Origin of the sequence: Hominimerdicola alba (genome assembly GCF_900112155.1) — a bacterium.
GTDB classification, from domain to species: Bacteria; Bacillota; Clostridia; order Oscillospirales; family Ruminococcaceae; genus Hominimerdicola; species Hominimerdicola alba_D.
Genome location: NZ_FOKQ01000008.1, coordinates 57,136 through 71,035 on the forward strand (window position 1 = coordinate 57,136; position 13,900 = coordinate 71,035).

The following is a 13,900-nucleotide window of genomic DNA, read 5'->3' on the forward strand; positions in this document are numbered from 1 at the left end:
GCGCATATAAGCTCACAGGAGCTATACTTTTTGCGATTGGGAGCTTTAGAGGCGCATATTTTGTTATAGAGTTTAGTATATATCGTAGGTGATGCTTTTTGAAAAACAGAAAGAACTATCTGAAACGCAGGGCGAAGCTTCGCAGGCTTGTAAATGAGGGATTTGCTTTTGAGACATCTCGCGTATGCGAGGTATGTGGCGCGGTACTTTATGATTTTCCGATGTATGATGCGCTTGGGTGTCTTGCCTGTGACAGTTGGGCAGAGGATATCTGCGATGACCCCGATTGTCCCATGTGTGCAAAACGTCCCGAAAGACCCTGGGGTATTCTGTTTGATGCAGATGCCGATCTGGGCGGACATATGGCTGTACGTCACGCGCTGTTGAGAAAAAGAAGTCTTCAGGACAACTATTTTCACAAGAAAAAAGGTTCTGAAAGGCGAAAAAGACGCATAGAGTACATTAAAGAGTACAGAAAACGTTAAGTGTACTGAAATTGGTACGCATATCATAAATTAGGCAAAAAATTACTTGCAGTCCGTACAAAGGGACAGTTAATGTGTTATAATATATGCAGGAAAGAAAAATTTCCGAAAAAATGATTTTTGAAAGGAAATAAAAAATATGGCTATCGATAAGAAGAAAAAGGAAAAGGACGTTAAGGTCCACAACATCACGGACGCTGAGGAAAGAAAGAAGGCGCTTGAAACTGCCATTGCTTTCATTGAAAAGCAGTTCGGCAAGGGTGCTATCATGAAGCTTGGCGACGCAAGGGCTATGGACGTTGAGGCTATACCTACCGGTTCGATGATGCTGGATATGGCTCTGGGAATCGGCGGTGTTCCACGTGGACGTATCATTGAGATATACGGACCTGAGTCTTCAGGTAAGACAACCGTTGCACTGCATATCATCGCTGAGACTCAGAAAATGGGCGGCGATGTTGCTTTCATCGACGTTGAGCACGCTCTCGACCCTGTTTACGCTAAGAATCTTGGCGTTGATATCGACAGTATGCTGGTTTCTCAGCCTGACAGCGGTGAACAGGCGCTGGAGATAGCTGAAGCGCTGGCAAGATCGGGCGCTATCGACTGCATAGTTATCGACTCAGTTGCGGCTATGGTAACAAAGGCTGAGATCGACGGCGAAATGGGCGATACCCACGTTGGTCAGCTGGCAAGACTGATGTCACAGGCTATGAGAAAGCTGACAGGTGTTGTTTCTAAATCCAACACCACCTGCGTTTTCATAAATCAGGTTCGTGAGAAGATCGGCGTTATGTATGGCAATCCCGAGACTACTCCCGGCGGACGTGCGCTGAAGTTCTATGCTTCGGTTCGTATCGAGGTAAGACGCGGCGAGCAGATAAAGGACGGCGGCGAAGTTCTCGGTAACAGAACAAAGTGCAAGGTCGTAAAGAACAAGGTAGCTCCTCCTTTCAAGGAATGTGAGTTCGATATCATGTACGGCAAGGGAATCTCCCGTGTGGGCGAAGTGCTTGATGCGGCTGTTGATCTTGGTATCGTCAAGAAGGGCGGTGCATGGTTCAGCTATGAGGATTACAAACTGGGTCAGGGCAGAGACAATTCAAAGCAGTTTCTGCTGGATCATCCCGATATCATGGCTGAGATCGAAGAAAAGATCAAGGCGGCTATGGCTGATGATAATGCATCTATTGGCGGCAAGAATGACAAGAAGTCAAAGCTTGAAGAAAAGGCCAATGCAGGTGCAGGCATCACTGCTGACAAGGCTGTTTCAGAGCCGGAGAATCCTTCCGAGGAAGATTTTGAGGAATTCGCACCGATAGATATCGACAGTCTCGGTGAATAAAAAATGCTTAAAATAACCAACGTTTCCCTTTACAAGGGCGGGACGTATATGATCGAATTCGAGGACAGGGACGCAGAGTTTCTGAACCGCGAGATCGTCAGCAGATATAATCTCAAGGCAGGCATCAGTCTGCCTTTGTCTGCGTGGGAAGATATAAAGGCGGAGGAAGAATACCGCAAGGCACGTGAACGTGCGCTGTATCTTCTGGACGTAAAGGATTATTCATATATAGAGCTTTTTCGCAAGCTTGAAAAGAATTATTCGGAGGACACCTGCTATCGTGTAGTTGATAAAATGGCAGAGCTTGGCGCAGTCAATGACAGGCGCTATGCCGAGGGGCTGGCAAGGCACTACGTTGAAGTCAAGCGATTCGGGCGTACAAGGGCATTCCGTGAAATGCGTAACAGAGGTCTTACCTCCGAGGTGATCAATGAAGCCCTCGACCGCTATGACGAGGACGAGGATAATACCTGGTACGACCGCCTTTACGAACTGGTGGAGAAGAAATATCTTCGGTACCTTGATGATGAAAAAGGTATCGTCCGAGTGAAGAATGCGCTGGTAAGATATGGTTATGGTTATGACCTCATAAAAGAGGTACTGCGTGACATTGAAGAAGAATACGGCGAGGAGGAGTAGACTATGGATAAGATCAAGTACAACGAAGAACAGGAAGCTTTCGAGATATCTTACGAGATATGGGGCAAGGCCGTTACGGTTCTTTTTTACATGGAAGAACAGCAGGACATAATGGATAATATTTCTGATATTGCTGACAAGCTGGGCAGGGTAGAGCGTAACAAGTCGAAGCTTGCCGAGATAATCAAGCGTGACGGAAAGTACGACAAGAAGAAATTCCCTCTGCTGACTTCTGCGCAGATAGAGGATATCATGGAGATCGACAGTGCCTTTGTTGACGAGGACGAAGAGGGTACTGTTCTGAGCATCACAGTTACAGCTAAAAACGGCGCTCTCGGTGAGGGTGTTATGGTCGAACTTCTGGGTGACGGGTCGATAGAGATCTCCTGCGAAGGTAAATTAATGTAAAATATTTTTACAGCCCTTTACAAATGGGTAAAAAGGTGTTATAATATAAAAATGTGATCAGACAGAATGTTAAATTGATAGGAGTTCTTATTTTATGTCTACAAGAGTGGGAATGGTTTCTCTTGGGTGTCCCAAAAACCAGGTTGACGCCGAGCATATGCTTTATGACCTTAAAAAAGAGGGCTATGAGCTTGTGAGCGACGCTGCGCTGGCTGATGTGGTCATCGTTAATACCTGCGGTTTTATTGAATCTGCCAAACAGGAAGCTATCGATACGATACTGGAATTCTGCACCCTTAAAGAAGAGGGCAGGATAAAGCACGTTATCGCTACCGGCTGCCTTGCTGAGCGTTACCGCGATGAGATGAAAAAGGAGATACCCGAGCTTGACGCTGTTGTGGGTCTTGGTTCAAACGGCAAGATAGCCGAGATAATCAGGGATCTTTACCGTACCGAAGAAAGTGTTTGTGCATACGGCAGCAAGACTGATCTTCCTCTTGAGGGCGGAAGACTGATATCCACCGAGCCTTTCTTTGCATATCTTAAAATAGCAGAGGGTTGCTCCAACTGCTGTACCTACTGTGCTATACCTGCAATAAGAGGTAAATTCCGCAGCAGAAAAATGGAAGATATCCTTGAAGAAGCAAAGTGGCTGGCTGAACACGGCGTTACCGAGCTTGTAGTCATAGCACAGGATACAACACGCTACGGCGAGGATATCTACGGAAAGTCTATGCTTCCCGAACTGCTGAAAAAGCTCTGTGAGATAGATGGTTTTAAATGGATAAGAACACTTTACAGCTATCCTGAGCGCATCAGCGATGAGTTCATCGATGTTCTTGCGACCGAGGATAAGCTGGTCAAGTATATAGATATGCCTATCCAGCACTGCAACGGTGATGTTTTGAAGAGAATGAACCGTGCAGGTGACGAAGCATTTCTGCTGGAACTTATACAGAAGCTCAGGGCAAGGATCCCTGATATCGTGCTGAGGACTACCCTCATAGCTGGATTCCCCGGTGAGACCGAAGCTCAGTTTGAGGAACTTTGCGAGTTTGTGAAGAATGTTGGATTTGAGAGACTGGGCTGCTTTGCTTATTCTCCCGAAGAGGGCACTAAGGCTTATTCCATGCCCGATCAGGTTGATGAAGTTACAAGAAACAGACGCGCCGATATCATCATGCAGGAGCAGATGCTGGTGACTGAAAGATACAATCAGGCTCAGCTTGGCAAGACAGTCGAGATAGTATGCGAAGGCTTTGACCGTTACGCAGAGTGCTATTTCGGCAGAGGTGCAGCAGATGCGCCCGAGATAGACGGAAAGGTATTCTTTACCTCCGAGAAAAAAGTCGCAGTGGGACAGTATGTCAAGGTTGAGTTATTTGATACACTTGATTATGATCTGCTGGGAACTGTAACGGAATAAGGAGGGCTTTTCGATGAAGAAAATGAATCTGCCAAACAAGCTTACTGTTCTGAGAGTAATACTCATACCATTCTTCATGGTATTCATGCTTTGCTTTGAGATAGGTCCGAGACTGCATACTATACTTGCGATGTCGGTGTTTATAATCGCTTCGCTGACTGATATGCTGGACGGCAAGATAGCAAGGGCGCAGAACCTTGTCACAACATTCGGCAAATTTCTCGACCCGCTGGCTGATAAGCTGCTGGTCATGGTAGCGCTGATATGTTTCACCTTTGAAAGATGGATCGACCCTATCGCAGTAGTCATCATACTGTCGAGAGAATTCATGGTCACAGGTCTGAGGCTCGTTGTTGCGGGCGAGGGCGTTGTGGTAGCCGCAGGAATCTGGGGCAAGCTGAAGACAGCCTTCACAATGGTGGCTATGATAGCTATAATGTTCATGCAGATAATCTACCCCGAGCTTAAAGGCGCACCAGACCTCAACTGGACACACCCTGTGTTCCTGCTGAATGAGGTGCTTATCTGGATAGCTGTTATACTCACCGTAATATCGGGTGGCGTTTATCTTAAAGCTTACGCGAAGTATATCGACCCTAACGAATAATATAATATTCCCAAAATGCGCATCAGCAAGAGTACCACGCATTAGTGACGTTCAGAGAAAAGCCGTTTGGTGCAAGGCTAAGTCACGGCGTAGGGAAGTGCGGCTGACAGCAGGGAGAGGGGAACGGCAAGGCTCAGTATCCCTCCTCGTTTATCCGCGTTAAGGATATCAAGGCTGTACAGAATATGTACAGTGAAACGGAGTGGGACCGCGGGATCTCTCGCCTCCGAATACGCATATATCGCGTGTTCGGGGGCTTTTTTATTTATTAGAGATCTGTTCTTTTAAAACGCAGTAAGTAAGATTTATTGATATGTTTATTCAGAGATACGGAGGGTCAACATGAGTAAGTTGATAACCAGGATCATCAGAAGCTACAAAGAGGAGATACAGTCCATCAAGGACAGAGACCCCGCTGCCACCAGCACTTTGGAGATTCTGACTTATTCAGGACTGCACGCGGTGGCTATGTACCGTGTTGCACACTGGTTCTATCTTAAAAATTTAAAGTTCGTAGCCAGGGTAATATCCCAGACGGCACGTTTTCTCACGGGTATCGAGATACATCCGGGTGCAAAGATAGGCAAGGGTCTCCTGATAGACCACGGCGCCGGTGTCGTTATCGGTGAAACAGCTGAGATTGGCGATAACTGTCTGCTGTATCAGGGCTGTACCCTTGGCGGTACTGGCAAGGATCAGGGCAAGCGTCATCCTACTTTGGGCAACAATGTGATGGTGGGCTGTGGTGCTAAGGTGCTGGGTCCTTTCAAGGTCGGTGATAATTCGAAGATAGCGGCTAACGCTGTTGTTCTTGAATCTGTTCCGCCCAACTGTACTGCTGTGGGCGTTCCCGCTAAAGTCGTCAAGCAGAACGGCAAGCGCACTCTCGATCTCGATCAGGTGCATATGCCCGACCCTGTATCTCAGGAACTCTGCAAGGATAGGCTTGAGATAGAACGTCTTAAAAAGCGAATTGAAGAGCTTGAAAAGCGTATAGGTCAAGAGGGCGAGTAAATGGATAGTATCGAGCTTATCGAGATATTGCTGGCGAAGCCTTATCTTTACACCTGCGGCGAAAGCCTTATCGCCCTGAGGACATTTCTGAACGGATATGCCTTTTGCAGGATAGAAAATCAACTGACGGGCGGAGCAAAACCTGCCTATTCGCTGCTGCCTGCTGACTGGGGACTGTTCACGGAATATGTCCGCTGCAGCCTGACCTACGATGAACCCAATGCAGACTGGTTCGATATTCTGATGACCTATTTCGGCGACAAAGAGGGCTACCGAATGTTCGTCAACTATTTCGACAGTTTCAGACGGCTGGAGATATCGTCTTACAAGCGTGCGACACTTACAGAAGAACAGCAGCAATTCTATTCGCAGAACAGCGGAAAATCTCTTGTGCCACTGGCGTACTATGTTGCGGATATAAACAGGGGAGCCTGTTATCTTGCCGCCTGCGAATTTGATAACGAAGTTCATCGGACAGCAAGGGTCTACAAAACCGAGGAAGAAGCTCTGCTTGACGCTGAGAAGCTTTTCGGCGTAGAACTCAACTGGTTCGGCGTAACAGGAGTAGAAGAACTGAATTTCAGAAAGCCTGTACGGCTTTTGGTTTAAAAAACTAGGAGGATACAAATGAAGATTTATAACACACTCAGTCACAAAGTGGAAGAATTCGTACCGAATACTGCGGGAAAGGTATCTATGTATACCTGCGGTCCTACGGTATATCACTTTGCACACATCGGCAACCTGAGAAGCTATATCATGGAGGACGTTCTGGAGAAGTATATGCGCTGGAGCGGTCTTGATGTTAAGCGCGTTATGAACATCACCGATGTTGGTCATCTTACTTCTGACGGCGACACAGGCGACGACAAGATGCTCAAAGGTGCAAAGCGCGAGCACAAGACAGTTATGGAGATAGCTAAATTTTACACCGATGCTTTCTTCACCGACTGCGGCAAGCTGAATATCAAGACACCTGATGTTGTAGCACCTGCCACCACATATATCGATGAGTTCATCAAGGTAATATCTTCACTGATCGAAAAGGGATACGCTTACGAGGCAGGCGGAAATATCTACTTTGATACTTCAAAGCTGAAGGAGTACTATGTGTTCCACAATTTCAGTGCAGAAGACCTTGAAGTTGGCGTTCGCGAGGGTGTTGAGGAAGATACAAACAAGCGCAACAAAGCTGACTTTGTGCTTTGGTTCACAAAGTCCAAGTTTGACGATCAAGAACTGAAATGGGAATCTCCCTGGGGCGTAGGTTATCCCGGCTGGCACATCGAGTGCAGCTGCATATCCATGAAGAATCTCGGCGAGTATCTGGATATACACTGCGGCGGTGTTGATAACATCTTCCCCCACCACACAAATGAGATCGCACAGTCCGAAGCTTACATCGGACACAAGTGGTGCAACTACTGGTTCCATGTTCATCACCTGAATACCGATACAGGCAAGATGTCCAAGTCAAAGGGTGAGTTCCTGACAGTATCTCTGCTGGAAGAAAAGGGCTATGACCCGCTGGTTTACAGATTCTTCTGCCTGCAGTCTCACTACAGAAAGTCACTGGTATTCTCCTGGGAGAACCTTGACAATGCTAAGACCGCTTATGACAAGCTGACTTCGAGGATAGCAACACTTCTTAACGAAAAGGACGCAGGAGAAGTCGATAAGGACAAGGCAGCTGAACTGAGAGCAGCTTTCGCCGCTGCTATGGACGAAGACCTTAATACTTCAAACGGTATGACAGTTCTTTATGATATACTGAAATCAGATGCTTCCGCTGCTACCAAGCTTGCTGCTATCGAGGATATCGACAAGGTTCTTTGCGTAGGTCTTATCGCAGCTGCCAAGAAGCAGAACGAGAAGAACAGCGGTGCTGATATCCCTGCTGAGGTTATGGCTCTTGTAGATGAAAGACAGGCTGCCAGAAAAGCCAAGGATTTCGCAAAGGCTGACGAGATACGCGACAAGATAACCGCTCTGGGCTATGAGGTCAAGGAAACTCGTCAGGGCACGACCGTGACCAAGCTTTAAGCGGAGGAAATAATGGAAAACAAGAAATCAAAAAAGAATTACTATGATGTTCAGCGCAGCAGGCGATTCAGGATCTATTTCAATTTTTCGATGATAGCCCTGGCGTTTGTGCTGGTGTTCTCGCTGTTTAACGCTTGCCAGAGGATGAAGACTGGCACACTTGATCCCGATAACGTTGATCTTATCCAGTATCAGCTGCCGAAGGATGACGCTCCCGTTGTGGTTTTTGAAACTTCCGAGGGTACTTTCACGGCTGTACTTTATCCAGATCAGGCACCGAAATTTGTTGAATATTTCGAGGATCTGGTCAAGGACGGATACTACGACGGCACCTATGTTTTCGCGGTGCAGAAAGATGTTTACTTCATGGGAGGTTCAAAGTCCACGGACGGTACCGAAACTTCCGATACGGACAAAACTAAGATCGACCCTGAGATAAACAAAGATCTGTGGCCTTTCAAGGGTTCGCTGATATCCTACGGCGACAAGGGCGGCTCGATCTTCAACAGAAAGATCATGTCAGGCAGCCGTATACTTTTTGTTGATACGGTAGAGTTCACTGACGAATTCAAGGAAGAGCTTGATTCGGCAGGCGGCAACACTGAGCTTGTTGACACTTTCAAGGAAAAAGGCGGAATACCAAATTTCTCCCAGCAGTACACCATCTTTGGACAGGTTTATGACGGCTTTGATGCTTATGACGCTATCTGCCGCGCCGAGGTAGTGAAAGAAGATGACGACCTTCGTCCCAAGAAGGATATCATCATCAATAAGGCGTACTTATCCACCTACGGCGAGCACAGGAACGACAGTTTCTTTACCCGTGAAACTGATAAAAATGTGACCGATGTGGAATAATCATACCTGATATATTATAAAGAGCTAAGACCGATCAGCATCGAGTCTTAGCTCTTTTGGTTTTATAGATTGTTTGATATTATTTCGGATGATTCAGCGCCGGAATTTTTCATTTTCACAATCAGCCATACAACGCCTATAAAGGCAAGTATGATACAGAATACCTGTGTCAGCGAAAGAATAATGCCATCGTGTGATGCACGTAGAAAATCCAGCATACATTTAGCTGATGCAGAAGTTATAAATATAACCTGCACAGCGTAACGCATTTTTTTGGTATAAAGAATTACGCCTATCAGGAATATGAGAAGGAATGAGATAGTCTCAGCCGCCTGAACAGGAAAAGCAGGACATTCATGAGCATATTGTCCTGAATATTCCACAGCAAATATGCCGTCATACTCAAAACCGTAACAGCACCCCGCAAGAAAACAGCCTACCTTTGAAACGCTGTACATCAGCGGAAGCATGACGGTTGCAGTTTCTGCCATAACAGGCAGATCAGTCCGTGTAGGTGATATAAGCCCCATTGTGATAACTGCCGCGTATACACCGACCAATCCACCGACTGATGAAAGTCCGAAGCTCTTACCGCCGCTGGTGATCGAAGTGAGCATTACTGCGCAGAACAGGCTCATCACAGGCAGCAGAAGAAGCATATACAAAGCGATGCGTTTTTGTATGCCTTTTCGGATATTCAGAATAAACATTCCTGCGGATCCAACAAGAAATGACATGATTATCATCACACCGTATGGCTGTATGAGGGAATGAGTTGTGTTTATATGGATATGCATAAATCAGAAACCATGACAGTCTTTCATGCAGGAAGCACACATTGCCATAATAAGAGTGAGCCATATCAATCCTAATACAAAAAATACTATATAAACGATCATAAGCACTTTGCCGAAGGTGTTTTTCGGATATTTTACTCGTACATAGATCATCAGTATTAAAGCGGCTAAACCTGAAAAACCACTGATGGATGTAATATTTTCGTATCCATTCCTGCTTATCTCAACAATCAAAGGATTAACACAGAACATCAGCAACAGGGATATGATGCACATAGTGTTGGCTTTCTTTTTATCCTCGGGTGTTTCTGCATCAAAAGTTATGTTAGGTGTCATTCCGAAAGACGGACCCTTTGCAGGCAGATCAACGACCGCCATATTTTTCATGGAATCCAGATATGCAGATTCCTGGGGTGAAAGCTGTTTATACCACCTGCCGTCGGCAGCGGTGTAAAATCCAAGCTGCTTAAGTGATTGTACCTGTACACCCGCAGGTGCGGCGAGAAATAAACCATTCTGATCCCATATACATTCACAGCCGCAGATTCCATAATAATTGACTATCATAAATACACCTCAAAATTTCAGTAATAAAGTATAAAGCAAGTATTTTGTCTTTTCTATTGATTATATCATATCTTTGAAAATAATGCAAGCAGTGAAACGCTGGATCAAGATAATATCGTATTGCTTTTTATATCTTTTCTCTGAAGTACAAAAAGAAAACATTGCCCTTTTACGAGAACAGCATCATTATAAAACCTCGATGATATGGCGATTTCTGTATGGACTTGACGTCGGTATAAAAAGTGGTCTGACGGCGATTTATGAGCTGAATTGTGCAGGTTAAACAGTAACAAGCGTGATTTAAACAAAAAATAGTACGCCGAAAATGATTACTTCACTTTTTATTCACTAAGTATATCATGAAAATTTAATCTCTTGTGTTATAATATTCCATGTGTTACTGTATGTGTAATATTAGCTTTTTGATAAATATTCTAATAAAGTGAGGTAGGAAATGGTAAGAAGCAGTTTGAAGCTTTGGATAGGGTTAGCTGTTATTGTAGTAGTAGTCTTTTCGGGACTGCTCATTAAATACTCGCTCAGAAGAGACCCCCTTTCCATCGAACGTTCCGGTAAGAGCCTTTCAGAGAAGGGCGACGGCACGCCTGAAATTGATGGTCTTACAACTGACGCTGCTGATGTGGTACTGGGTACTGATTCCGAAATTATGACCACTCCGGGCGGCGAGGAGAGCGAACCTGAGGAAGAGACTCCCGTGGTCACACAGTCTACCGAGAAGGTAGATAACCGCCGTAAGACTGAGACTACAACCACAAAGTCATCTAAAGAAGTCAAGGAAGAAAAGCTGAATAAGGCTAAGAAAGAGCTTGAAGCAGCTTCCGAAAAGTTTGATAAAGCAAGTGAAAAGCTCGACCAGTGCAATCAGGCTCTTGATGATGCGAAGAACAGAAGAGATCAGCTTCAGGGCGAATACGACAACGCAAAGTCGAAGTACGAAGAGATCAAGCGCAATTACGATGAGAGTCAGAAAGAGAATTACAACAAGGGTATGCTTGGCTTCTTTGAGAGCGTACATGACCACAAAGGCATTGAAACGCTGAAGGATTCGGATCTTGCAGCTCTTGCAAATATGGGTGACTCTGCTGATGCAACATCGCTTGAATGCATGAAGAGAAGCATAGAATATCTCAATTTCATCAACCAGATAAGAAAAGCCGAGGGCAAGCCGGAGGTCAAAGTCAGCTGCAAGCTTATGGCTCTTGCGGCACTGAACAACGATCTTTATTCGGCTGATAACAGTAATTCCAACGGTACTGGTCTTGATGAAGATCTTGCTATCGGTTTTGATGATCCTTTCACTATATGGTATTATGATGAGAAGGATTCAGAAGGCGGCAATTACCTCAGCCTTGTGAATGAAGAGCATATCGCAGCCGGCTTCGCTTACAGCCACAAGAACGGAAATGTTCACAACGTGCTTTTCTGTGACAAGGGATATGATGCTGGTCATATGATGCCTGTCAGCGAGTTTGCCGAGAAGTTCAACACCTATTATGAAACTGCTATCAAGGGTAAGAGCTATTCAGGTGCTGAGGAAGCTATGAAGCGTGCAGAAAGTGCACTCAATTCTGCTAAACAGGCAGTTACCGACAAAGAAAAGGCTGCACAGTCAGCTTCGACTGCTTACGGTTCAGCAAAGACTGTTTTCGAGCAGAAGGAGAATGCTGTAAAAGAGCTTGAATAATGTATCTTAAAATTTTACTGCCTTGTCCTTTGTAGGATAAGGCAGTTTTTTGGAGGTGACGCTTATGAAACTCAGAAAACGTATACTATCTATGGCTGCTGCCTGCGCGGTGCTTTTTGATATGATGAGTTTCCCGGTTTTGGCAAATGAAAGAGAAACAGTAACCGTTTCCTTATCCAACAGGCTTTGTGTGTTCTCGGGGTGGGGAACCGGTTTTTCACGATGGGCTGTTGAAGCAGGCAAATCGAAGACGGTATCCGATAAGGCGGCTGAAATGCTCTTCGGTGAGAACGGTCTAAAAATGAATATGGTAAGGTACGAGGTAAGCGGCGGTGACGACCCGACCCACTCTCATTTTCTCGATGCTGATAAAATGCCGCCCTCATGGACGAAGACTGTTACCGATAAGAATGGAAAAACTGATCATGTGGTAGATCTTTCAAAAGACAAGAACAGGATAGGTTTGCTGAAAAAGTGTATCAGCAGCGCGGGCGGTGATCTTTCGGTGGAGCTTTGCCCTACTTCTCCGCCATACTACATGACGGTCAGCGGCTGTACCGCGGGGGCGGTGTATTCGGGAAATGATAATCTGCGGTCGGATTGCCGCGGTGCTTACGGCAAATATCTTGCTTCTGCTGTGAATGCCATAGAATCTCAGGGGATAAATGTAACAAGCATAGCGCCTATGAACGAACCATCTTCACTGCACTGGAAAGCAGGCGGCACAAGGCAGGAGGGCTGTCATGTATCCCAGGGCGAACAGCAGTCAAAGCTGCTTATTGCTGTAAGGAATGCGCTGAACAATGCAGGACTTTCAAAAGTGTATATCTCAGCTGCCGATGAAGCCGATATCGACACTGCTGAGGCTTCGCTTGGAGCCTTAACAAGCAAGGCAGCAGGTGGTGTACGCAATGTGAATATACATTCTGCCGAGCATGAGAACGCTTCATTTACAAAGGCTGCGAAGAATTTCAGCAGCGTGCGCATAACAGAGGCTGACGGTCTTTACACCGCAGGTTCAAATGCCGGGGAAATGTCTGCGGCACTTGGCATAAGCAAGAAGATCATCTCCGACCTTCAGAATAGCGGCGCTTCAGCATGGCTGATGTGGCAGGCTGTCTGCGACGGCAGACCCGATCTTGACAGCGGCTATCTCGGGTTACTGTATCGTGACGATCTGACTGGAAGCCTTGAAGCTACACAGAAGTACTACGCTTTCGGACAGTTCAGCAGGTATATTGGCGCGGCATCGACACTAATCAAAGTCGATGATGATACGATAGCTGCATATGACAGATCACACAATAAGCTGACTATCGTTGCGGTCAACGACGGCAGCGTAGTAAAGAAAGTGAAGTATTCTCTGGATGGGTTCGGTATGCTTAAAGAAAGTCATGTTACAGAGATACGCACCTCGGGACGTCTAGCTGAGGGTGAGCATTGGTCTGTTACAGAAGATGCGGCAGCAGTCACAAGTACAGGCTTTTCTGCCGACCTTGCGCCGAACTCGGTAACAACCTATGTTATAGACGGCGCTGTTCTGCGCACAACGGGAACTCTCGGCGATGTTAACGGTGACGGTAATATAAATGTGACTGACCTTACCCTTACGGCGGCTCATGTTAAATCTGCAAGATTTTTGAATGACAATGAACAGATCCTTGCCGATGTCAACTGTGACGGCACGGTAAATATCACCGATATTACGCGACTGGCAGCCCATATCAAGGGTAAGCGCGCTATCAAAGATGTTCGCAGATATAATGAGGATGACTTTATAACAGATGCTGAGGATATTGTCACTTCGGACGAAGATATAACAACTGATGGATAATTTTGATGAAATTGCCCGAAAAAGCTTGGCTTTTCGGGCTTTCTTCTGCATTTACAGCAATTGACATTCATGGGCGATTAGGGTATAATATACTAAATGCCAAGGCAAACGATATCAGATATGCCTAAGTTAACCGCTTTTGGCGTTTGGCAATGAAAAAGATGATAGTATT

The 13,900-nt window shown here is 45.8% G+C and carries 14 protein-coding genes; 12 read left to right on the forward strand and 2 right to left on the reverse strand.

The features are described 5' to 3' along the window. Nucleotides 1–98: 98 nt before the first annotated feature. The 10 genes from BM265_RS06250 to BM265_RS06295 all read left to right on the forward strand — a co-directional run bounded on the left by BM265_RS06250 (nt 99) and on the right by BM265_RS06295 (nt 8,825). Nucleotides 99–485: a hypothetical protein gene (locus tag BM265_RS06250; RefSeq protein WP_074960701.1), complete on the forward strand. Its 387-nt coding sequence runs from the start codon at nt 99–101 to the stop codon at nt 483–485. A gap of 139 nt (nt 486–624) precedes the next feature. Then, the gene (recA, locus tag BM265_RS06255; protein WP_143098684.1) at nt 625–1,830 is read left to right on the forward strand and encodes a recombinase RecA; all 1,206 of its coding nucleotides are present in this window, start codon (nt 625–627) and stop codon (nt 1,828–1,830) included. Between the two features lie 3 nt (nt 1,831–1,833). After that, nucleotides 1,834–2,469 (forward strand): regulatory protein RecX, encoded by a 636-nt coding sequence (locus tag BM265_RS06260; RefSeq protein WP_074960702.1) that lies wholly within the window; start codon nt 1,834–1,836, stop codon nt 2,467–2,469. A 3-nt stretch (nt 2,470–2,472) separates the two neighbouring features. Beyond that, nucleotides 2,473–2,877, forward strand: coding sequence for a hypothetical protein (locus BM265_RS06265; protein WP_074960703.1), 405 nt, complete (start codon nt 2,473–2,475; stop codon nt 2,875–2,877). A 94-nt stretch (nt 2,878–2,971) separates the two neighbouring features. Further along, on the forward strand, nt 2,972–4,303 hold the full coding sequence (rimO, locus tag BM265_RS06270; RefSeq protein WP_074960704.1) for a 30S ribosomal protein S12 methylthiotransferase RimO: 1,332 nt from the start codon (nt 2,972–2,974) through the stop codon (nt 4,301–4,303). Between the two features lie 13 nt (nt 4,304–4,316). Next, nucleotides 4,317–4,910, forward strand: coding sequence for a CDP-diacylglycerol--glycerol-3-phosphate 3-phosphatidyltransferase (gene pgsA, locus BM265_RS06275; RefSeq protein WP_081358381.1), 594 nt, complete (start codon nt 4,317–4,319; stop codon nt 4,908–4,910). Nucleotides 4,911–5,252: 342 nt separating this feature from the next. Then, nucleotides 5,253–5,924: a serine O-acetyltransferase EpsC gene (gene epsC, locus BM265_RS06280; protein WP_074833473.1), complete on the forward strand. Its 672-nt coding sequence runs from the start codon at nt 5,253–5,255 to the stop codon at nt 5,922–5,924. Next, nucleotides 5,925–6,533 (forward strand): hypothetical protein, encoded by a 609-nt coding sequence (locus BM265_RS06285; RefSeq protein WP_074960705.1) that lies wholly within the window; start codon nt 5,925–5,927, stop codon nt 6,531–6,533. A gap of 18 nt (nt 6,534–6,551) precedes the next feature. Then, nucleotides 6,552–7,967, forward strand: a complete 1,416-nt coding sequence (cysS, locus tag BM265_RS06290; RefSeq protein WP_074960706.1) for a cysteine--tRNA ligase — start codon at nt 6,552–6,554, stop codon at nt 7,965–7,967. Nucleotides 7,968–7,979: 12 nt separating this feature from the next. Further along, nucleotides 7,980–8,825: a peptidylprolyl isomerase gene (locus BM265_RS06295; protein ID WP_074960707.1), complete on the forward strand. Its 846-nt coding sequence runs from the start codon at nt 7,980–7,982 to the stop codon at nt 8,823–8,825. Between the two features lie 62 nt (nt 8,826–8,887). Here BM265_RS06295 and BM265_RS06300 read toward each other — a convergent pair whose 3' ends face one another. Beyond that, nucleotides 8,888–9,622 (reverse strand): prolipoprotein diacylglyceryl transferase family protein, encoded by a 735-nt coding sequence (locus tag BM265_RS06300; protein ID WP_074960708.1) that lies wholly within the window; start codon nt 9,620–9,622, stop codon nt 8,888–8,890. A gap of 3 nt (nt 9,623–9,625) precedes the next feature. After that, complete coding sequence (locus BM265_RS06305) at nt 9,626–10,189, reverse strand: hypothetical protein (protein ID WP_074960709.1); 564 nt, start codon at nt 10,187–10,189, stop codon at nt 9,626–9,628. A gap of 454 nt (nt 10,190–10,643) precedes the next feature. Here BM265_RS06305 and BM265_RS06310 point away from each other — a divergent pair, with 454 nt between their 5' ends. Together BM265_RS06310 and BM265_RS06315 are read left to right on the forward strand one after the other, a co-directional pair. After that, nucleotides 10,644–11,894 carry a hypothetical protein gene (locus BM265_RS06310; protein WP_074960710.1) on the forward strand — a complete coding sequence of 417 codons (1,251 nt, stop codon included), beginning with the start codon at nt 10,644–10,646 and terminating at the stop codon, nt 11,892–11,894. A 64-nt stretch (nt 11,895–11,958) separates the two neighbouring features. Beyond that, complete coding sequence (locus BM265_RS06315; protein ID WP_074960711.1) at nt 11,959–13,728, forward strand: dockerin type I domain-containing protein; 1,770 nt, start codon at nt 11,959–11,961, stop codon at nt 13,726–13,728. The last annotated feature ends 172 nt before the right edge of the window (nt 13,729–13,900 follow it).